We start from the raw sequence: 19,166 nt of genomic DNA on the forward strand, positions 1-19,166 counted from the left end.
ATATGCCGGCTGCCGTTGACGTCTAGATCTCGCATAACAAGCGATGTTGTGGAACTGCGAGCAGTCGGCAGAGGACTCGGACTGATTAATTTGGAAGAATGGGAAAAGAGCGAATGGACGGATCAATGGGAAAATCCCAACTCGAACAAATAACCTTGATCTGACAGGAACAAATGAGGGAGAGAAGGAGAGGCCGCCTTCGCAAACGGAAGTCTATGAAAAAGGACGATGAGGTTAACCAGATAAACGGGTTAACCTCATCGTCTTTTTCCCAAACAAGAAAAGCGCGGAACTATTCTCCGCGCTTTCCATATGCCATCAGCCGGCAAAAGCTTATTTCTGCAACGCTTCCGCTTCCTCTAATAATGCTTGACCTTGCGCTCGCGTAAGCTCTCCAGACTTCACTTTTTCATAATTATCGCCCATTGCGGCTTTGAATTGATTGTCCTTCTTGATAGAGAAGAGAACCGCCTTCTCCACATCGGCTTCGCTCATTTGTCCGGCTTTGGCCTGGCCTGAGAAGAAAGCTTGAGAATCGGCATATTGCTTGCCTGTTGCCAAGGAATCAATGATGGAGCCAATCGTTTCATGATCCAAATCATGCTCGGCCATCTGATACAATTCGTAGGTGAAGCCGTCATAGTTCCATATTACGATACCGTTTGTAAAGTAGACTTTCGTTCCGCCAATCATCTCCGTGTTGACATCTTCCGTGGTGCTGACTCCATTCTGGCCACCGCTCGAAATCAGTAGCGAGATCAGATCATTGCCTTGCTGATACTGCAGCTCAACCGCGTGTGCGCCTTGAACCACACTATTCAGGTACTTATACTGTTCCGGAAGCCAAGCCGGCACGGGAAAGTCCACTCCTAACGCTTGTCTGGCGTCCGCAATCGTCAGCGATGAAGGAGTGCCGGCTTGCCTCTGCGAGATTGCTGACTGCGAAGCCGCAGAAGCGACGTCTGCAGTCGATGGTGCCGGAATTGCCTCCAAATCGGAATACTGCTTAGAATACTGCTTAATTTCCAAATTACCGACTTGAAAATGCGCTAGGAAAGGCTTCGTTATATCCTGAGCATAGGTTGTCATCTGAAGTGCGCCGGCCAGACTTACTACGGCAATGGCGCTTACGGCAATTGGTTTCCACTTTTTTTTAGGCATATTGATACCATCCTTTTTCTTTGTAATGGGCGGTGCAATCAAATTGCGCAATTTGATTTGGGTCATTTTGATCTGACATAGGTTAATACGCAAAAGCGTCCATTCTATTAACAAATTGCGAGCATTTATAAATAATCGCTTCCAGATTCCATCCTGGAGGAGAGGTGAACATTACGGATATTTAAAAGCTCATAGTTTTGAAAAATTGAATCCATTCCTGAAGAATGGGCGTAACAAACCGGTTTCGGTTATAAATGAAAAACAGACTTCGACTCATTGTCTTGGAGTTTAAGCTCTTAAAATCAAAAGTCCGCTTCGCACCTCATCCTCAACGAATGGGAATTTAATTACGACGCAGAACGCAATATCTACCTGTGTCCACAGAAGCAGCAACTGGTATACAGAACGATCGATCGCAAAGGATACCGGCAGTATGCTTCTGATCCGAAACAATGCACAGTCTGCCCAATGGTGGAAAAATGCACTCAGTCCAAAAACAAGCGGAAAGTGGTGACGACTCACATCTGGGAGGATAGTAAGGAGCAGGTGCATTTAAACCGGCTAAGCAAATCCGGGAAACGGCTGTACCGGAAACGAAAGAGACGATTGAGCGAAGCTTCACGGATGCTAAAGAACTCCACGGGTTTCGCTATTGCCGTTTACAGGGGCTGTGTAATGCGACAGAGCAAGCGCTCATGACCGCAGCTGTACAGAACATGAAGAAGATTGCCCTCCACTTAGAACGGAGGTCGAAGAAGGCTTAAGCCTTCCTCGACCTCGCATATTTTGAGGGTAGAGACAGAAAAGAAACCCATGTCTGCGTAAAAGACATGGGTTTCTCTACAATCTGAACATCATTCATTTTTGGAATGATGTATTTTTGTGCCTCCCGGCTAAATTGTAAGCCTGACAACATACTTATCAACATATTCACGCATAAACGGTTGGAAGATAACAAATGTTGTACGACTTAAGCTCCAATTTTATTGACAAGCCGCAGGAGCCGGAGCCGCTCGCTGCGTTTGAATCAAGTTATCTACATTGGACTGCGACTTATTAATTTGCTCTTGCGTCAAGGATTGCCAACGCCGAAGCTTTTGACGATTTTCTTCAGCGTATCCGCATCGAAATCATCCATCGCATACATCTCGATCGTAAATCCCTTGTCTTCCCAGATAACAATTCCGTTTGCAAAATACAGCTGGGTTCCATCGATCATTTCCGTTTTCACTTCTCCGGTCGTTTCAATTCCGTTCTTGCCGCCTTGCGAAATCAAGAAATTCACGGATTTTTCGCCTTGCTCGTATTGCACCTCTACCATCGTCTTACCGTGAATGACGGTGTTGACATACTTGAAGTCAGCCATCCAGGATGGAGCCGGGAAATTCATTCCCACGGCGGTACGGGCTTCGTCCACGGTCATCATCGGCCGCGTCGGCCGCTCCACTCTATCGGTTTCGGAACCTTGCTTCTGGGCGGAGGCATTATTGGCAGACACCGAAAGCTCCTTTTCTACTTGGACGATGTCCATATTGCCTACATGAAACTTCGCCAAGATCGATTGCATCATACCTTGGGCGTAGGAGGTTGTCGACAGCACTCCGCCAATCAGCATTACACCAAGTACAGCCACAGCAGCCGTTTTCCATGTTCTATTCAACGTCGTTATCCCGTCCCTCATCGTATTATTCGGTGAAATGGTTTGCGTCTCGATCTTATGTACCAGACGCCTGTGAATCCGTTCTTTCGCCAATGGATTATCAAGCTTTGTATTTTCAAGCAAATCGATCACATCCTCGAATCGTTTGAGGTCTTGTTTTTTATTCATCCATCAACCCCCCTGTCCCCAAAAATTTATGCAGCTTCTTCAAGCTCCTGTAGACAATGACACCGATCTGGGATTCACTTACTCCCATGAGTGCCGCAATCTCCGAGTTTTTGAGACCGGCGGCAAACTTCATGGCGATGATGTTGCGTTCCTTGTCGCGCAACTTGTCAAACGCTTGAAACAGCGCCTGATGGTCGTCAACCTGGATGGCTAGCTCCTCGGGTGAAGGCTTCGGCCAGATCAACTCAGTAATAGAGTCCAAGGAGAAATGAAATCTCTTTTTCCGAGCGCGAAAGTAATCAGTGACGGCATTCCGTACTATGGCGAACAACCACACCTCGAATACGGCTTTTTCCTCCGAGAAGCTGCCATAATTGACAATAACCCGTTCAAACACTTGGCTGCAAACATCCTCCGCCTCATACTGATTCTGAATCCGGTAGTAAATATACTTGTACACGCGGTTAAAGTACTGTTCATAGATCCGGGAAAATTGTTCGGTTGACAGAACCTCTCCGGCAGCACGGAGCTTGTCCGTTCGCTCCCTGAATATGTCCTTGTTTACTCGGACGCTCTCCATTCGCTTTCCTCCTTCCTATGCTTCTTTTTCATCCAAGCAAGCCGTTTACGTATGTTAATACGCCGCTTAATGAAATCCATTAACAAGCAGCGGTCGTTTTTTTCTTCAAGTCACTATTATAGAGCATGAAAAAAATGCGGGCACTAGCAATCGCTGGAAACTCGCATCCACTATAAAGGCGTTAATTCGTTTTCTCGGATTCAAGATTTGATCCACATACAGCTGGTAAATCAGCCTCAGCGTACTCAACAGTTGCTGAAGGCTGCCCATGTAGGTGGTGTTGCCTTCGACAAGGGTATTGTACTATCCCATATTGTAAGAATGCTGCCCGTTAGCGTGGAAACGGCAGCCGATCATGGCCAGCTGCCGCGGGTGTCTTTTTATCAACTAACGTTATCCGTTAGCTTAATCCATCATTGTAATTGGCGAATTTATTTGTTTATGAATTTACTACGGTCAACTGCTTCTGGTGGTTTTTCCAACCATCCGTTGTCAATCATGAGATTTGCGCCATCTTCCACATATAGCATTACTTCGGATTGGCATTTCAAAAATAAAGCACCAATATCTATTCTTCCGTTTTAGTGATAAGCCATTGGCATATTCCCTAATTTTCACATTAAACATGTCAACTTTGTGAAAAACCATGAACTTGTCAGAAAATGGTGAGATTGCAGAAGAAGTCACCAAATGATCTTTTAGTGTCGGGGAGGGCAATCCATCTTGAGACAATTTTTCTGTTAACAATTCGATGTGCTTTTGCATTTGCTACTTGAGCAAACCCAATAATAAGTGCTTTACTAGTGATATCGTTATTCAGATTTCCGAAGATATGCGCAATTTCCAATCCTTGTAGGGGTCTACCTTTTTGAAAAAAAGAGCCTAAAAACTTTTGGCTATGTACAAAATCAACTTTTTCAAGGGGCTGAATAACAGGCGAATTCATAAGCTCATTTTTAGATTCTGAAAGTAATCCTGCTCGCAAACCCGGGTATTCTGGATACTTAGGATTACCCCAGATTCCACTCCGAATGAATCTTCGGCACATCGGAAATCAGCTGCTGGGTATATGTGTGCTGAGGATTCAGCAGGATTTTTTCCGCTTGGCCGTTCTCTACGACTTTCCCTTTTTCCATAATATATAATGTATCGCTCACATAATAGGCCAGGCCCACGTCATGGGTGATGAAGATGATGGTCATGTTGTTCTCATCCCGCAGCTTCAGAAGCATATCCAGGATCGTGGAACGTGAGCAGGCATCGACCATGGAGGTCGGCTCATCGGCAATCAATACTTTGGGATGCAGCATAAAGATTCGAGCGATCATTAGCCGCTGCATCTGTCCCCCCGAAAGCTCAAAAGGATATTTGTTATACAGCTCCTCGAACTTCAGATTAACAAAGGAACAGGCGTCTTTCATCTTGTGAAACTGCTCTTCTTTCGAAAGCTTCAGCCCCTGCAGCTTAATACAATCGATTAATAGCTTTTCCACTTTATGGAACATATTGAAAGAGGAGAAAGGATCCTGAAATATCGCCTGGATATCCTTCCAATACTCTTTGCGGTTAGCATGGGTCCTCAGTTGCCTCGGTTTGCCCTTATATTGGATATTTCCGTTGGATTCCTTCAGTAAACCCATCATGATTTTGGCCAGGGTGGTTTTGCCGCTGCCGCTTTCCCCGACTATAGAAATGATTTCTCCTTCATGGAATGTGAAATTCACATCATGAACTGCCGTTATTTTATTCTTTCCGTAACCGAATGTTTTCGTAATGTTCTTTCCGCTGATGAGAACGTCATTCCTGCTCATTAACGTACCACCCCTTTAACGTCTGGGTATCAAAAAGGCACCGGTAAATCCGGTCGTCGGCAACCCGGTTTTCCACTTTCCCTATCCGGCATTGGTCCTGGACGTAAGGGCACCGATCCGCAAACCGGCAGCCCTCGGGTACTTTCTTCAAATTAGGCGGGGCTCCGGGGATAGCAGTTAGTTTATGCTCCTTCATACCTTCTTCGGGAACGATGATGGATCCCATCAATTTCTTCGTATACGGGTGCAGCGGGTCAAAAATCATCTGTCTCGCCGTTCCTCTCTCGACGATTTCTCCCGCATACATGACCATAATATCATCGGTCACATGGTACAGCAGCGGCAGCTCGTGGGTGATGAACACAAGGGATTTGATGAACCCTTTGGCAAGCAAATCCTTCATCAGCTTGATAACGGCCTTCTGTGATGTAACATCCAGTGCGGAAGTCGGTTCGTCCGCAATCAACACCTTCGGATTTAATATACTGGAGATAGCTATGACGGTCCTTTGCTTCATCCCGCCGGATAATTCATTCGGATAAGAGTTCAGTACACTGGGTGACAAATTTAATGTCTCAAAACGCTCGGCAGCCATGTCCCAAACCTGCTTCTTAGTCAACTCCGGTTTATGCTCTTTCATGATATCTTCGATAAAGCGAATGATTCTCAACGTCGGATTCAACGCATTCATCGCCGCCTGAGGAATATACGCAATTTCCCGTCCGGATATTTGTAACCTTAGCTGCTCCTTGCTGAGCTTCATAATATCCGTTCCGTTGATCACAATGGATCCGCTATTATAATGCAGTGGCGGAAAATAAAAGCCCATCAGGCTGAGGGCAAGAGTAGACTTGCCACAGCCGGATTCCCCTGCGATGCCCAGCGTCTTTCCTTCTTCGAGCACGAAGTCGACTCCGTCGACCGCGTGTACCTTTTCTTTCAGCCGAGTTTTATAGTAGGTTTTCAACCTTCCTACTTCTAATATGTTTTTGCCCATAATTAGCTCCTTATCTTGGGATTAAAGATTTCATCCATCCCCGTGTTCATTAAATAAAGGGAGAAGGTGATGATAGCAATGGACAGCGCAGCCGGAATGAATGCCCACCAAGCCCCTGCGACCGGAGCTTCGAACACCAGCGCCCAGTTCATAAGGATCCCCAGCGAGATCGTATTGTAGGGTCCCAATCCCAGCATGGAGATAGAGGCCTCCGATAGAATGCCGGAAGCAGTCTGAAGGACAAAAGCCATAACCACGTAAGAGGCGATGTATGGAAGAATTTCAAACGCGATGATCCGCGGTGTGCTGTGACCGGAAATTTTGGCCAGATTCACATGATCCCGGTTTCTTAAGGAAGTCGTTTGGGCACGTACCGCCCGGGCTGTCCAAGGCCAGCTGGTAACCCCGATAATGACCGCTGTCACTAAGGAACTACGGGAATCGATACTGACGGAGATGAGGATCAAAATGATAAATGACGGAATGACGATGAAAATATTCGTTACGGCTGATAGGAAATTATCGACTAAACCTCCGATGTAGCCTGAAGACAAACCAATCACAAGCCCAATAGAGGTCGCGAAAATACCGGCAATCAATCCTACTTTGAGGGATGTTCTTATGCCGTACGTAAGCTCGAGAAACACATCTCTTCCGAAATTATCAGATCCTAGAAGAAGAGTGGAACTCGGGTGCTGAAAAGCGAGTGCCATCATCTCCAGCGGATCCTTTTTATTAAACAACGGGTAGATCCACACCAGCGCAATCATAGCCAGAAGAACGGCCCCTCCTATGATGAACTTGGGGGATTTAACTAATATGCTATATGAATTAGACATGTTATTGATCCTCCATTTGAGCCGCCTTGATTCTTGGATCAACCAATCCATAAACAATTTCAATGATGAAATTCGCAAGCAGCACGGTAGCGGCTATGAGCAGTGTGCACCCAGAAATGAGTGGGTAATCCAGCTGCCGTATGGCGGTAAACAACCAAGTACCGATCCCGGGATACGAAAATACAATTTCACAGATTAAGGATCCACCGACCATCGTTCCTATAGACAGGGCAAGTCCAGTTATTTGGGGAAGCATGGCGTTCCGGAACACATACTTGGCGATCTTCGAATCACGGATCCCAAGCAGCTTACTATAGAGGACGTAGTCCGAATTCAGCTCGTATAGGGACATCTGCCTCATCCCTATGGCTTGGCCACCAATAGTTACTATAACAATGGAGAGAAACGGGAGCGTATGATGTCTTATGACCGAAATGAAAAAATCAAGACTGAGCTGTGGCATCATCTGGTAATCGTATCCACCTGCCAAGGGAAACCAGTGCAGTGTGAGTCCGAATATAAAAAGCATGATGATCGCGAGAGTAAAAAAAGGAATGGAGTTGACGAATAAAGCGGCTGGGAAAAGAACTTTGTCGAACACGCCTCTTTTATAGGCAGCCACTGCTCCGAGAATATTTCCCAGGATCCACCCGGTCAAAATAGCGGGCAGCTGCAATCCTATGGTCCAAGGAACCGCGGAAGCGAGAATATCCGTAACCTGCTTGGGGTACAGGCCGAACGAGGTTCCTAAGTTGCCTGTAAATAAATTTTTGATATAGATAACAAACTGGGTCCCGATCGGCTTGTCAACGCCAAACTCTTTTGTAAAGGTTTCATATACTTTCTTGATCGAATCGCTGTCCGTCATCCCCTGTGTCATTTGGGCAGCAATCATGCTGATCGGGTTACCTTGGATTAGCCTCGGCAGAACAAAGTTTAACGTCACTGCTATAAGCAGGGTAAGAAAATACCAGAAGAACTTCTTGGTAAAATACTTCGCATAGGCATTCAAATTGTACACACCCCTTGGGTAGCTGATTTAAGGTTGGAAAAAGAAGCCTATATTGGGGTCACATTCACATTTACCCAATATAGGCCCCTATGGGATCAGTTGTGAATCTGGAACAGGGATTTGAAGCCCGCCCCGTCAATCGTTATCTGCGGAGGAATGTTACTGCCATCGCTTTGTGCCGGGAATCCTTTCCAAACCGTTTCATTCACGGTGTGGAATACCCATGGTCTGTACATGAGCGGAATAGAAGGAACATCGGTAAGCCACATTTTGGTCAACTCCGTGTACATGGATTTCAATTGGGCTTCGTCGGAAACCGATGGGATTTTATCGATAATTTCATCAGCCTTCGCGTTCTTATATCTACCCCAGTTCCAGAAGGCCAATTCTCCCAGTGGAGCTACGCCTTTGGAGTACATAATCGCTCTGGCTCGGCTCCAAGGCTGGCTTGGGCTTACCGCACCGGCAGGCGTATTCATGATAATGTCGAATTTCCCCGTCTGCAGATCATTCGTCCAAACAGGTGCTTCCGGGAACTTAGTTCGGATTTCAATACCGATGGATTTAGCGCTTTGGGCGACAATCTCAAGCGATGCATTCCAGTCAGCCCATCCGTATGGACATTCCACTTCGTATGGCCCTAGTCTTGTTCCGTTCAGCACGCGTATACCGTCTGAACCCTTCTTCGCTCCGATCTTGTCGAGCAGGGCGTTAGCACCGGCCACATCCGTAGTCCACTGCAGCGGCTTGATAGCATTCTGATCCACATATTTAGCTTCCGCCGACGTGTTCAAAGTAAGGGATGGCTGCATTGGTGCCGAATATCCGCTCATGGCCAAGTCGGAAACCTTTTTATAATCGATGCTCATGGCAATGGCTCTTCTCACATCCGCATTATCGAGACCCTTCTTCGACATGTTAAAGAAGATAGAAGGCATAGAGCCGGGCAGATAGTACGGTGCTTCCTTCAAATAAGTCCTGATCGGAGCGCCATCCTTCCACATATTCCAAACCTGCGGAATAAACTGTTGGGACACATCCACCTGATTACTTTTGAATGCAAGGTCTCCCGCGGTGTTGTCTTTATAAATAACATGGGTGATGTACTTAGGAGCAGGAAGCTTGCCGAACAAGGCTTTGCCCCAGTAGTTGTCGTCTCGAACGACGGTGATCTTCTGATCGTTATAGAAATACATTTTGTAAGGACCTGTACCTACCGGATCGGCATTGATTTCCTTACGTAGGGTCGGCAGATCGTTGTTGGCCTTCTTCTCAAGCTCTTCCCAGATGTGCTTCGGAAGCATCGGAATCAGCTCTATGCTGTCGAGTACAGTAAGCTTGTTTGGCGTGGTTTTGTTCATTTTAATATTAACGGTATTCGGTCCCTCCGCGACGACATCTTCAATGTAGGTCCAGAAGCTACTCCAGTTGATTTCATATTTTTTCCCTAATTTATAAGTGTAGACTACATCGTCCGCCGTAAAAGGCTTGCCGTCGCTCCATTTGGCGTCCTTGTTGAGTTCCACTTTTAAGGTCATGTCATCCGTCCACGAATATTTGGTTCCAAGTAAAGGTTCCAATTGTCCGTTCAACTGGTTAATCATGAACAGCGTTTCATAGACCAATTCCCTGGAGTTTCCATAGTTGATGGGAAAAGCCGGATTCCCGCTTATCAAGTTGAAATTGGCAGGCGGTCCCCATTGTAAACCATTGATATACATGGTCTCGTTCCTGGGCGTTTCCTTAAGAGCCGTAGTCGTTGTCGGTGCAGCTGTCTGTCCTGCCGGCACCGTGGTCTCCGGTTTGGTGGTCTGATTGGTAGCCGTGGACGGTGGAGTCGGGGGTGCTTCACAGGCTGCCAAAAGTGTGGTGGCTACCATGGCAAGTCCACTAATTACGGTGACAAATTTTCTGTGTTTCATTTTCTAGCCCTCCATTCAAACAGTTGGACTTCGTAAAAGTTTTATTTCTATGTAAGCGGTTTCTCTAGTAGCCTATGACGAATTTGTTCCTGTTATTACCAATCGGATGGTTCAAGCAAAATAAAAATAGGATACTGGAAATCTCCAGTATCCCTACTTGTTATCACAACTATAGTTGTCGTCCGGAAAGTAAGCTTATAGACACCTTAGACCTCAATTTCATCAAGCATTCCAAACTCATTTTTATCCAGTAGAATTTCATAAGCCAAGTATCCATTGGTTTCTATATGTTGAATTGGAACGACCATTATTGGTTCCTGTGACACTCCGCTCTAATAATTTATGATGATAATCAAAAAAGCCATAATATAAGCGGCTTGTAATGGGATAATATTCTTATCCATAGCAACAAGAGGTCCAGCGGTGTCTGCGCCTCTGTAATAATGACTGAGTTCATAAAAGTAATTGCCCTCCAGATTTTTAAGAAGGTGAATTCCAATATATATGCCATCTATTCTTGCTTTTAAACATTGGACGACCTCATGAACGGATTCAATATCTGCATGGACATTCTCGAGCTCAGCTAAATTTGACATGCTTTATGCCTCCACGTCATCGCCGATCTTCGTATTTTCGTTTATCGGAGGGACGTTCGCAGACCGATGGAGGCCGAAAAGGACAATGGTGTGGTACGAAAGTGTAGTTCTATCCATAATACACCCACCTAAAAATTTTCTTTATTTTACCATAACACTTACTTAGTAAATACTCAGGTACCCGGAAATACAGGTAGCCAGTCCCGCATATTGTAGATACAATCCCGGCAGGTTAAAATGGAAATAGACCAGAACATTAAAAAGTAGTTTCTGGGCTATTTGAGGTCCTGCTATAAATATAGAAACGTTATCCAGACTATGATCTATTTTTACACGTATCTCGGCTGTACCCGTTATACTGTCCATTTGTCAGAATGTATCCATTTTTAAACAAAATTTCAATTCCGCGATATTCAATCATTCATTTTCTCCCATATCAAAATCAATACACTTCGTCCCTTTTTACAGTTGATTAGTAAATCTGGTTCTATATCACTATTCCCTTGTCATTAAACTAATCTGCCCGTTAGTTGCGCGACAAACACAAGACATCTGTATCAAACTCCTTATTTTGTGAAGAAGAACAAGGAGCTGCCGTGGCAGCTCCTTGTTTGGATTAAGCTAATTTAAACTAACAGCGGCGTTCATATGCTTACTCAGCCAATTGCCGCTACGCATAAACTGAGCGGAAATTTCATCAAGCATTTTACCATCCGCAAGTAAAGTGTAGATAATATTTATAATCATGATTATAGTAAAACATTGTAGACCAAAGAAAATGCTTATTAATTACATTACTTACTCGCAATTAAAATTGTTGTATTTTCCTTTCTCCATACTTTTTCAACTTTATTGAAGCCTGCTGTAAGCAACATTTTTATTTGATTATCAACTGTACAAGGTGTATCAAAATGATAAAATTCCCCTTCTGATATTCCCTGTTCTAAACGTATTCTGCGATTTTCGTCAAAAAGTTTATCTTCTTCAAATTGGTCAATTACCATATAATCACACTCTATATATTGCCCTTGATGAGTTAACGCATTACAAATATTCCTATATAGTTTTGTTTTTTCTTCATGTGAAAAATGGTGCATTGTTTGAAAAGAAATTGCTACATCAAAAAGTGATTGTCCAAAGTCATAATCTAAATAACTTGCATTAATTAATTTTAAGTGCTTGTTTGGATGTTTCTCCTTCAACTTATCAAGCATTGCTTTTGTTAAATCAATACCAGTAACGCTAATTAGAGGATTAATTTTAAAGATTTCGTCGAGTTCAAGACCTGTTCCACAGCCTAAATCCAATAGTGTATCTACATTTTGCGGAATAAGTTGTGCTATTTTTTCGTATCCCTCTTTACCCCCATTGCTTAGCATATGACTATCGTATGTTTCGACTCTGGCTGTGAAAAAGTCGCTCATTTTTTCTAAATTCATAATTTTTCCTCCTTTTTTCATTCATTAAATTTTAAATCCGATTACACATTGAACGAAGAAAAGTATTTCAAAGTACAATGTACGTTGCTATTTATTAATCATTGGATTCACCTTTTATTGCATCTTGTACTAAATCTGTATTTTGGAAGTTCATCGCAATAATTTCACCCTCTTGTTATTACCATTAAATTCCATATCCTTACTTGATTATCCTGCCTTATTTCAATAAACAGGGAGCAGATGCCAATCGCGGCGACCTACTCCCTGTTTTTAATCTATCGTTCTCGTTAGCGTAATTTACGTTCATTTTAATTTTCATCTTATATGAACTCTAGATATCTATGACTCCACATATTTTCATAGAAATTAATAGTCTCTTCAGCAGACATAAATGGGTTATTTAATGTGGAGGTAGCGTTTCTTACCATAAGGTTTTTGTAACCGAGTCCATGAGCGAATTTAATAGTAGCATCCATACAGTATTCAGTTTGGGCACCGCAAAACTCTATACTGCTTACATTTAATTGATCTAAATTTTCTTTTAAGCTCGTTTTGTAGAATGAATTTGCATGTATTTTTTTTATTAAAAAGTCCTGCGCTTGAACATCAAGTTTTGCATTAATAGCCCAAAGTTCCTCTCCAGGTACTAATTCCTCATCACAGTGTTGAACAAAAATAATTTGTTTATCCAGCTTTCTGTATAAGAGAATTCTTTCATTTACTTTAGCTAGCAATTTTTCCAATTCAAATAAATGCTCTTTATCGTAACATACACCATTTTGCAAATCGATAACTAATAAAACATCTGCACAATTCCCCATCATTCCCACCTCATAACTTAACTTAAACTTATATTTTATTGTATCATTTTTTTGAACTAAACAGCCCTTAAATTAAACAAGCAGCAATATCCATCCGTAAAAAGGTGAAGCACCTCCTTCGTCAGCAAGAATTATGGTCTTGTTAAGGTCACGTTTTGGGCGCATGTCGCGTATTCTATCGGGAAAGGATTATGATTCGTGGAGGCATAGACAGTGGGATATTACGTAACGGTAGAGCCAGGTGTAAAGCTCTACGTAGAGGACATCAACCCGGAAGGAAGCAAGACGATCGTGTTTCTTCATGGCTGGCCGTTCAGCCATGACCAGTTCGAGTATCAGTTCAATGTTCTGCCGAGCGCAGGATTTCGGTGCATCGGTATCGACTGGCGCGGTTTCGGTAAGTCAGATCGTCCCTATAGCGGTTATACTCTAGAGCGGCTTGCGGACGATATCCGCATAGTTGTTGACACGTTACAGTTGAAAGATTTCGTGCTCGCCGGACATTCAACCGGAGGTGCAATAGCTATCAAATACGTGGTGCGTTACAATGGCGGAGGCGTATCCAAGCTCGTGCTAATAGACGCGGCAGCGCCAAGGGGCTTTACTAAGGAGACTGCAGCGCAGTTGCTAAAACAAACATTGAACGACCGGGCAAATATGATGCACGGCGTAACTGACATTTTCTTCTTCCAGTACATCACCAAGCCACTCTCGGACTGGTTTAATCAGATGGGTATGCAAGCTGCCGGTTGGTCAACGGCCGCGATCATCATCATGCTGCGCGACTTCGATCTGAATGCCGACCTGCCTAGCATCCATGTGCCGGCACTGATCGTGCATGGCATTCACGACAAGGTAATTCCTTTCAGCCAGGCAGAAGAGATGCATCGAAAAATCCCCCTTTCACGGCTCGTGCCGTTCATGTACAGCGGCCACGGTTCGTTCTACGAAGAGCGCGACAAGTTGAATGAGTTACTTTGTGAATTCACTGTAATGAACTAAATGAAGAAAACGGCAACCTTTTTTGTAAGATACTCACAATCGCCTCAGATAATATGTAGTAATTCATCGGACATTTATTAATCATTTAAATAAGATAATTGCCGCCATCCTGCCCTGCTTCAATAAATATGGCATCCTCCGACAGGCTGCCTTTTAAGTTGTGTTCAACTATCGTTCCTCGTCGTATTATGAGGTCAGCCAGTTTTACTGGTTGATCTCTTTTGGTTTAAGTGGGTGGAATTAGGATCTTCCGCTGGAAGGATATTCATCTTTTCACCTCAGATGTCAATCCATCACCATTCTCGCCTAACCAGATAGAAGCCAAAAGTAAAACTGCGCCAATTAAAACTTAAGAGGGCTATACTTTGGCCCTTTCAGTGTTTTCATACCAGAAAAAAACAAATAAAAACCCAGTGTTGAACTGGATACAAATTTATTGGCCAATGTCAAAACGGCATAAAAACCAGCTGCAATTAGTCCATAGCCAATGCCGAGTAGATGATGTCCTGTCGTTTCCATACTTCCATTTAAATTACGCCATCATGTCGATGGTAGAAAGCGGTCTGGGTATTAGCATATTACCAGAGCTGATTTTGAAGCGAATTCCCTATCGAATTATTGTGAAGGAGCTCGAAGTCCCGGCATACCGCAAGATTGGGCAAGATTGGGCTTGCAATGAAGGATAAAGAATACGCTTCACTCACAGTCAAGAGGTTCTTAGAATACATGCAATCCAGGGTTATTTCTTCTAACAACTAATCATTATTACGCTAATGCGTTAGTTAAACAGATAGGGAAATCATCCTAAATACTTAAAGATACTTAATAATAACTTTAATATACTTAATATTTATGATAAACTTACTTACAAGAGGTGATGATAATGTATCAAGAGGAAAGATTACTGAAAATACTCGATTATATTAATGAACACCATGCGATGAGTGTTATGGACATCTGCTCTCTTCTAGAAGTATCTAGGGATACAGCCCGAAGAGATATTGTTAAATTAGTACAAGAAGGGGTCGTTATTCGTACACATGGAGGCGTCGCTTTACCTCAATTGAAGAAGGAAATAGCCTCCTATCAGGAACGTTTAATTGACGAAACAGACAGTAAAAGTAAAATTGGGAAGATCGCAGCTAAACTAGTTCAAGATCGGGAAACAGTCATTTTAGACGTATCAACTACGGTACAGTCTGTAGCAGAACAAATTTCAGCTAAAAATATTACAGCTGTCACACATTCCATAGACATTGTAAGCATTCTCTCAGGACGGGAAGATCTGCAAGTATATGTGCTAGGTGGTTATTTACATACCAAGAATCGGTTATTATATGGACCTTCCGTCATTGATAAGCTAAGAGAATTAAGAGCTGATAAGGCTTTTATCGGAGCTACATCTATACAAACTGATGGGCTTTATTTCCCTTACGAAGATGATGTTTCTGTAAAAAAAGAGATGGCCCGCAGATCGGATCAGGTAATCGTCGTGGCTGATTTCACGAAATTTACAAGCAAATCGGTTTATCGTCTAGATTTTGACTTTGTGGATATTTTGATTACCGATCAAGAGGTGCCTAACGAAATAAGAGAAGTACTCCATAATAAAAATATAGCGATTATTCAATGTGAAGAGAAAGACAGATACGAGGAGGATAACAAAGATGAGTCTTAAAATTTTGCACAACGTAAACGTGATTCAACCGGACGATCTTGTTCTACCTGCCACACTTTGGATAAGAAACGGGATTATTGAAAAGTTAGAAAGCGGTCTTTCTTCTCTTCCGGAGGGCGAGTATGAACTATTGGATGGCCAAGGACATTTATTGATACCTGGTATGATAGATGTGCATATCCACGGTGCTAACGGGTTCGATATGATGGATGGCAGTGTGGCGAGTATTCAGGAGGTTTCGCGTGCTTGTGCTCAAACGGGCTGCACCTCGTTTCTGGTTACCTCCGTTAGCTCTACAATTGAAGAATTACTGGCCATGATTCGTAGTGTGAAACGTGTAATCGGGCATGAAGTCGGGGCCAAAATTGCCGGGCTTCATCTAGAGGGTCCTTACCTGAATCCGAAACGTAAAGGTATGCAAAATGAACGGTTTTTACGACATCCGAATCTTACTGAAATGAAAGAAATTTTTAACGAAGCAGATGGTCTGATTAAGATGGTTACAATAGCCCCAGAATTACCAGGCGGGATGGAGCTCATCTCTTTTCTGAAAGAAAATGGCGTCATCATCGCCGTTGCGCATTCGGATGCCACATACGAGGAAGCAAAGCAAGCCTTTGAAGCCGGAGCGAGTCACGTTACGCATTGTTTCAATGGTATGCGACCGATTCATCATCGTGACCCCGGTCTGGTTGTAGCCGCTTTTGAAGAAGAACATGTAAGCCTCCAAGCGATTGTGGATGGTATTCATTTGCATCCTGCGATCGTTAGAATGATGCATCGTCTGAAAGGACCAGATGGGATGGTACTTATCACAGATGCTTTGCAAGCCATGGGACTAGGTGATGGGAATTATGTGTTCGGTGGCCATCATGTTACAGTTTCCGACGGTGTAGCTCGACTAGAGGATGGGACTTTAGCCTCCAGTACGGTTACGATGAATGAGGCACTCCGTCTAACCGTAGAAACCGGCATTTCTTTAAAAGACGCGGTTCAAATGGCTTCAACCACACCTGCACGAATATTAAGCCTTGATACCCTTGGCAGAATCTCCACGGGCTTTGACGCTGATCTTGTCTTGTTAAATAAACAATTCCAAGTGCAATGGACAATGATTAAGGGTCAAATCATCTCTTTCTAAGCAGGAATCATCGAAATCCTCGATTACCGATACGCATATTTCATATTAGTTAAATAAGATTCCCCTTCAAGTAGCATAAGGAAAGGCAATCGAGCCAAAAGTGACCGACTGCCTTCTCCGGTGTTGAACTATAGTTCACCGTTAGCGCAATGTTTATAGCTGAATGGGCTTATAGTTTAGTGCTTGTTCAACCACTTGTTCTGCTGTGAGTTCATTTTCACCTGTAAGACGAGAAAAGATGCATCTTAGAATGTATTGGCTGTCGCCTTTGGCTTCGCTCATACATTCTAAGATGCATCCAATTCATTATCAATCGTCTAGCTTATCATTTTGCAACTAGATATGAGGCTACCTCAGCCAACCGTGAAGCATAACCCCATTCGTTGTCATACCAAGTAGCGACAGACAATAGTTCACCTTGTACTTGGGTTAAAGGCAAGTCAATAATCGATGAATGGGGATCAGCTACGATACGGGACGAGGCCCATTCCCCTTCCAAAACATCAAGAACTCCCTTTAATTCGCCTTCTTTTGCAGCTTCTCGAAACATATCGTTAATCTCTTGAACGGTGCATCGTTTTTCCGTTATTAAATTAAGTTCTGCGATACTCCCAGTGCGGGTCGGAATCCGGTAGGCTTTGCCTGTGATTTGCAGGTCATTCCAAATGAATTTCAGAGCTTTGGCCGCACCTGAGGATGACGGAATGATGTTCTCGGCTGCCGCCCATGAATCCCGTCGGTCTTTCATTGGCTGATCCGTCAACGATTGCGTATTCGTATACGAGTGTACCGTAGAGAATAATCCGTATTGAATGCCATAGTTTTCTCTAACCAATTTGACTACAGGTGCAAGCGCATTGGTCGTACAACTCGCCATGCTAATGATTTTATGCTTTTCCGGATCGAAGCTTTCTAAATTAATTCCTTTAAGAAGTACTGCGTCGCAATCTTCTAAGGTTTTGCTCGGGCCGCTGACAAGCACCCTTTTGGCGCCTCGCTCCAAGTGCAGTTCAGCTACTGATCGCGTAACGGCTCGTCCGGTACAATCAATGACCAATTCCACGCCTAACTCACCCCAATTCGGCAATTCTGCGACCGAATTCAAATAACGAATTTCTCGGTCGCCGATTACGATTGCGCCTTCTTGAGCAGATACTTTCTCATGCCAACGTTTGTAATTTGTATCCACTTCAAAAAGTGCTGCAAGCGTAGCTTCGTCTTTAATATCCGAGATGGAAAAGGGGACAAACAAGTTTTGTTGCAACGCCGCCCGAAGGAGCTGTCTTCCGATACGTCCAAATCCAAAAATCGCAATTTTACCCATAATAGCCTCCATATATATAGTTTAGTTATTATCTTCTTCACTACTCATTAAGCCGTTGTACCTGATTAATCCATTGCACAAATGATTGAACATAACGCTGTAAATATTTGCGAGTCGTATCATCTGTGAGCTTACGAGTATTTGAATCAATCTTGTCCGTGATTTGAGAAATATACATTTTTTGAGCAGGCATCACATAGGACTGGATGGCATCCAATGTTTGTCTGATTTGCTGCTGCGAAAGAATCGTCCCTTTTGCGCCTGGTGTTGCGCCTATCACACCTGAAGGCTTATGAATTAAGACGGCCGTTTTGGTAGGTGTAGATGCCCAGTCCAGTGCATTTTTCAGTACTCCCGGTATACCTGAGTTGTACTCAGGGCTAACTATAAGAATGCCATCCGTCTTCTGAATCGCCTCGCGATAATGCTTAACCGGAACTAGCCCTTCTCCATGATCCAAATCCGCGTTATAGAGGGGAAGATTAGCAATCGATATGTTTTCATATTCCACGGAATCTACAAGTTCTGGAATCGAATTCGCAATCATCTGATTAAAAGAGTTTTCCCTCAAACTTCCTACAATAATCCCTATTCTTATTGACATCAGCCAACCTCCGGAATTCATTCTCATATAATCATACAATACTTTCCATATTAAGTGTGGGATAACTTTAGTTTAGGTGCCGCGGCTATATAACCAATCTGGTTGCCAATCTCAAAACTATCTTAATTTATTTATTCTTAAATTTAAGATATTAGAGAAAAAATTATTGATCATTAGCTATTTTTTTATCAAGAAGTTTTTTAGGTGTAATATCGTTCCCTAATTCATCCATTACAGACACGTTCAGAAGCGTTGTTAATAGTTGCCCGCGTAAAATCTGTAAATACTGCGTCCGAAGCGCTGCTTGTTCCGCTTCCTCAGTATCAGATAGACCTGAACTGCGCTCAATTCTACTCAGTTCATTAATACGGTTCAAAATTGGAATCATTCCCATTACCTCCTTGGAATCGA

At 43.4% G+C, this 19,166-nt stretch carries 20 protein-coding genes and 1 pseudogene; 4 read left to right on the forward strand and 17 right to left on the reverse strand.

The features are described from left to right. Positions 1-333 precede the first annotated feature (333 nt). Complete coding sequence (locus PCH02S_RS30990) at positions 334-1,161, reverse strand: hypothetical protein (protein WP_127457965.1); 828 nt, start codon at positions 1,159-1,161, stop codon at positions 334-336. 324 nt (positions 1,162-1,485) lie between these two features. Between PCH02S_RS30990 and PCH02S_RS30995 the strand changes: the two are divergent. Continuing rightward, a pseudogene (locus PCH02S_RS30995) lies at positions 1,486-1,925 on the forward strand (transposase); the annotation flags it as partial. 308 nt (positions 1,926-2,233) lie between these two features. On the opposite strand, the gene PCH02S_RS31000 reads toward PCH02S_RS30995, so the two are convergent. The 13 genes from PCH02S_RS31000 to PCH02S_RS31055 all read right to left on the reverse strand — a co-directional run bounded on the left by PCH02S_RS31000 (position 2,234) and on the right by PCH02S_RS31055 (position 13,006). Then, positions 2,234-2,989 (reverse strand): hypothetical protein, encoded by a 756-nt coding sequence (locus PCH02S_RS31000; protein WP_127457966.1) that lies wholly within the window; start codon positions 2,987-2,989, stop codon positions 2,234-2,236. Further along, a complete protein-coding gene (locus tag PCH02S_RS31005) occupies positions 2,982-3,569 on the reverse strand; it encodes a sigma-70 family RNA polymerase sigma factor (RefSeq protein ID WP_127457967.1) in 588 nt (195 codons plus the stop codon). The genes PCH02S_RS31000 and PCH02S_RS31005 overlap by 8 nt, the downstream gene beginning before the upstream one ends. 431 nt (positions 3,570-4,000) lie before the next feature. Next, positions 4,001-4,099 carry a hypothetical protein gene (locus PCH02S_RS37105; RefSeq protein ID WP_407670148.1) on the reverse strand — a complete coding sequence of 33 codons (99 nt, stop codon included), beginning with the start codon at positions 4,097-4,099 and terminating at the stop codon, positions 4,001-4,003. Next, positions 4,062-4,334, reverse strand: coding sequence for a DUF3231 family protein (locus PCH02S_RS37110; protein WP_127457968.1), 273 nt, complete (start codon positions 4,332-4,334; stop codon positions 4,062-4,064). Before PCH02S_RS37110 ends, PCH02S_RS37105 begins: the two co-directional genes overlap by 38 nt. Continuing rightward, the gene (locus PCH02S_RS35970) at positions 4,225-4,554 is read right to left on the reverse strand and encodes a YvdQ family spore coat protein (RefSeq protein WP_164819806.1); all 330 of its coding nucleotides are present in this window, start codon (positions 4,552-4,554) and stop codon (positions 4,225-4,227) included. The genes PCH02S_RS37110 and PCH02S_RS35970 overlap by 110 nt, the downstream gene beginning before the upstream one ends. Positions 4,555-4,579: 25 nt before the next feature. Next, a complete protein-coding gene (locus PCH02S_RS31020) occupies positions 4,580-5,380 on the reverse strand; it encodes an ABC transporter ATP-binding protein (protein WP_127457969.1) in 801 nt (266 codons plus the stop codon). Next, complete coding sequence (locus PCH02S_RS31025; RefSeq protein WP_127457970.1) at positions 5,367-6,377, reverse strand: ABC transporter ATP-binding protein; 1,011 nt, start codon at positions 6,375-6,377, stop codon at positions 5,367-5,369. The genes PCH02S_RS31020 and PCH02S_RS31025 overlap by 14 nt, the downstream gene beginning before the upstream one ends. 2 nt (positions 6,378-6,379) lie before the next feature. Further along, positions 6,380-7,216, reverse strand: coding sequence for an ABC transporter permease (locus PCH02S_RS31030; protein WP_127457971.1), 837 nt, complete (start codon positions 7,214-7,216; stop codon positions 6,380-6,382). Between the two features lies 1 nt (position 7,217). Then, on the reverse strand, positions 7,218-8,228 hold the full coding sequence (locus PCH02S_RS31035) for an ABC transporter permease (protein WP_127457972.1): 1,011 nt from the start codon (positions 8,226-8,228) through the stop codon (positions 7,218-7,220). A gap of 95 nt (positions 8,229-8,323) precedes the next feature. Further along, complete coding sequence (locus PCH02S_RS31040; protein WP_127457973.1) at positions 8,324-10,150, reverse strand: ABC transporter substrate-binding protein; 1,827 nt, start codon at positions 10,148-10,150, stop codon at positions 8,324-8,326. Positions 10,151-10,482: 332 nt separating this feature from the next. After that, entirely contained in the window at positions 10,483-10,746 is a 264-nt protein-coding gene (locus PCH02S_RS31045; RefSeq protein WP_127457974.1) for a hypothetical protein, read from the reverse strand. Positions 10,747-11,540: 794 nt separating this feature from the next. Then, positions 11,541-12,185: a class I SAM-dependent methyltransferase gene (locus PCH02S_RS31050; RefSeq protein WP_127457975.1), complete on the reverse strand. Its 645-nt coding sequence runs from the start codon at positions 12,183-12,185 to the stop codon at positions 11,541-11,543. Positions 12,186-12,505: 320 nt separating this feature from the next. Next, positions 12,506-13,006 (reverse strand): cysteine hydrolase family protein, encoded by a 501-nt coding sequence (locus tag PCH02S_RS31055; RefSeq protein WP_127457996.1) that lies wholly within the window; start codon positions 13,004-13,006, stop codon positions 12,506-12,508. Positions 13,007-13,219: 213 nt separating this feature from the next. On the opposite strand from PCH02S_RS31055, the gene PCH02S_RS31060 reads away from it, so the two are divergent. From PCH02S_RS31060 to nagA, 3 genes are all read left to right on the forward strand, one after another. Next, the gene (locus PCH02S_RS31060; RefSeq protein WP_127457976.1) at positions 13,220-14,008 is read left to right on the forward strand and encodes an alpha/beta fold hydrolase; all 789 of its coding nucleotides are present in this window, start codon (positions 13,220-13,222) and stop codon (positions 14,006-14,008) included. An 883-nt stretch (positions 14,009-14,891) separates the two neighbouring features. Beyond that, the gene (locus PCH02S_RS31075) at positions 14,892-15,686 is read left to right on the forward strand and encodes a DeoR/GlpR family DNA-binding transcription regulator (protein WP_174806843.1); all 795 of its coding nucleotides are present in this window, start codon (positions 14,892-14,894) and stop codon (positions 15,684-15,686) included. Beyond that, positions 15,676-16,827 (forward strand): N-acetylglucosamine-6-phosphate deacetylase, encoded by a 1,152-nt coding sequence (gene nagA / locus PCH02S_RS31080; RefSeq protein ID WP_127457977.1) that lies wholly within the window; start codon positions 15,676-15,678, stop codon positions 16,825-16,827. The genes PCH02S_RS31075 and nagA overlap by 11 nt, the downstream gene beginning before the upstream one ends. A gap of 325 nt (positions 16,828-17,152) precedes the next feature. Here nagA and PCH02S_RS31085 read toward each other — a convergent pair whose 3' ends face one another. From PCH02S_RS31085 to PCH02S_RS31095, 3 genes are all read right to left on the reverse strand, one after another. Further along, complete coding sequence (locus PCH02S_RS31085; RefSeq protein WP_127457978.1) at positions 17,153-18,151, reverse strand: type I glyceraldehyde-3-phosphate dehydrogenase; 999 nt, start codon at positions 18,149-18,151, stop codon at positions 17,153-17,155. A 40-nt stretch (positions 18,152-18,191) separates the two neighbouring features. Beyond that, positions 18,192-18,755: an NADPH-dependent FMN reductase gene (locus tag PCH02S_RS31090; RefSeq protein ID WP_127457979.1), complete on the reverse strand. Its 564-nt coding sequence runs from the start codon at positions 18,753-18,755 to the stop codon at positions 18,192-18,194. A gap of 163 nt (positions 18,756-18,918) precedes the next feature. Beyond that, the gene (locus tag PCH02S_RS31095; protein ID WP_174806844.1) at positions 18,919-19,143 is read right to left on the reverse strand and encodes a DUF896 domain-containing protein; all 225 of its coding nucleotides are present in this window, start codon (positions 19,141-19,143) and stop codon (positions 18,919-18,921) included. Between the last annotated feature and the right edge of the window lie 23 nt (positions 19,144-19,166).

Source organism: Paenibacillus chondroitinus NBRC 15376 (assembly GCF_004000765.1).
In the GTDB taxonomy this organism is placed as follows: Bacteria; Bacillota; Bacilli; order Paenibacillales; family NBRC-103111; genus Paenibacillus_E; species Paenibacillus_E chondroitinus.

Excerpts from the sequence above, each read along its gene's own strand:
- PCH02S_RS30990 (WP_127457965.1), bottom strand. The coding sequence starts at position 1,161 with ATGCCTAAAAAAAAGTGGAAACCAATTGCCGTAAGCGCCATTGCCGTA.
- PCH02S_RS31000 (WP_127457966.1), bottom strand. The coding sequence starts at position 2,989 with ATGAATAAAAAACAAGACCTCAAACGATTCGAGGATGTGATCGATTTG.
- PCH02S_RS31005 (WP_127457967.1), bottom strand. The coding sequence starts at position 3,569 with ATGGAGAGCGTCCGAGTAAACAAGGACATATTCAGGGAGCGAACGGAC.
- PCH02S_RS37105 (WP_407670148.1), bottom strand. The coding sequence starts at position 4,099 with ATGCTATATGTGGAAGATGGCGCAAATCTCATGATTGACAACGGATGG.
- PCH02S_RS37110 (WP_127457968.1), bottom strand. The coding sequence starts at position 4,334 with ATGCAAAAGCACATCGAATTGTTAACAGAAAAATTGTCTCAAGATGGA.
- PCH02S_RS31020 (WP_127457969.1), bottom strand. The coding sequence starts at position 5,380 with ATGAGCAGGAATGACGTTCTCATCAGCGGAAAGAACATTACGAAAACA.
- PCH02S_RS31025 (WP_127457970.1), bottom strand. The coding sequence starts at position 6,377 with ATGGGCAAAAACATATTAGAAGTAGGAAGGTTGAAAACCTACTATAAA.
- PCH02S_RS31030 (WP_127457971.1), bottom strand. The coding sequence starts at position 7,216 with ATGTCTAATTCATATAGCATATTAGTTAAATCCCCCAAGTTCATCATA.
- PCH02S_RS31040 (WP_127457973.1), bottom strand. The coding sequence starts at position 10,150 with ATGAAACACAGAAAATTTGTCACCGTAATTAGTGGACTTGCCATGGTA.
- PCH02S_RS31045 (WP_127457974.1), bottom strand. The coding sequence starts at position 10,746 with ATGTCAAATTTAGCTGAGCTCGAGAATGTCCATGCAGATATTGAATCC.
- PCH02S_RS31050 (WP_127457975.1), bottom strand. The coding sequence starts at position 12,185 with ATGAATTTAGAAAAAATGAGCGACTTTTTCACAGCCAGAGTCGAAACA.
- PCH02S_RS31055 (WP_127457996.1), bottom strand. The coding sequence starts at position 13,006 with ATGGGGAATTGTGCAGATGTTTTATTAGTTATCGATTTGCAAAATGGT.
- PCH02S_RS31075 (WP_174806843.1), top strand. The coding sequence starts at position 14,892 with ATGTATCAAGAGGAAAGATTACTGAAAATACTCGATTATATTAATGAA.
- nagA (WP_127457977.1), top strand. The coding sequence starts at position 15,676 with ATGAGTCTTAAAATTTTGCACAACGTAAACGTGATTCAACCGGACGAT.
- PCH02S_RS31085 (WP_127457978.1), bottom strand. The coding sequence starts at position 18,151 with ATGGGTAAAATTGCGATTTTTGGATTTGGACGTATCGGAAGACAGCTC.
- PCH02S_RS31090 (WP_127457979.1), bottom strand. The coding sequence starts at position 18,755 with ATGTCAATAAGAATAGGGATTATTGTAGGAAGTTTGAGGGAAAACTCT.
- PCH02S_RS31095 (WP_174806844.1), bottom strand. The coding sequence starts at position 19,143 with ATGATTCCAATTTTGAACCGTATTAATGAACTGAGTAGAATTGAGCGC.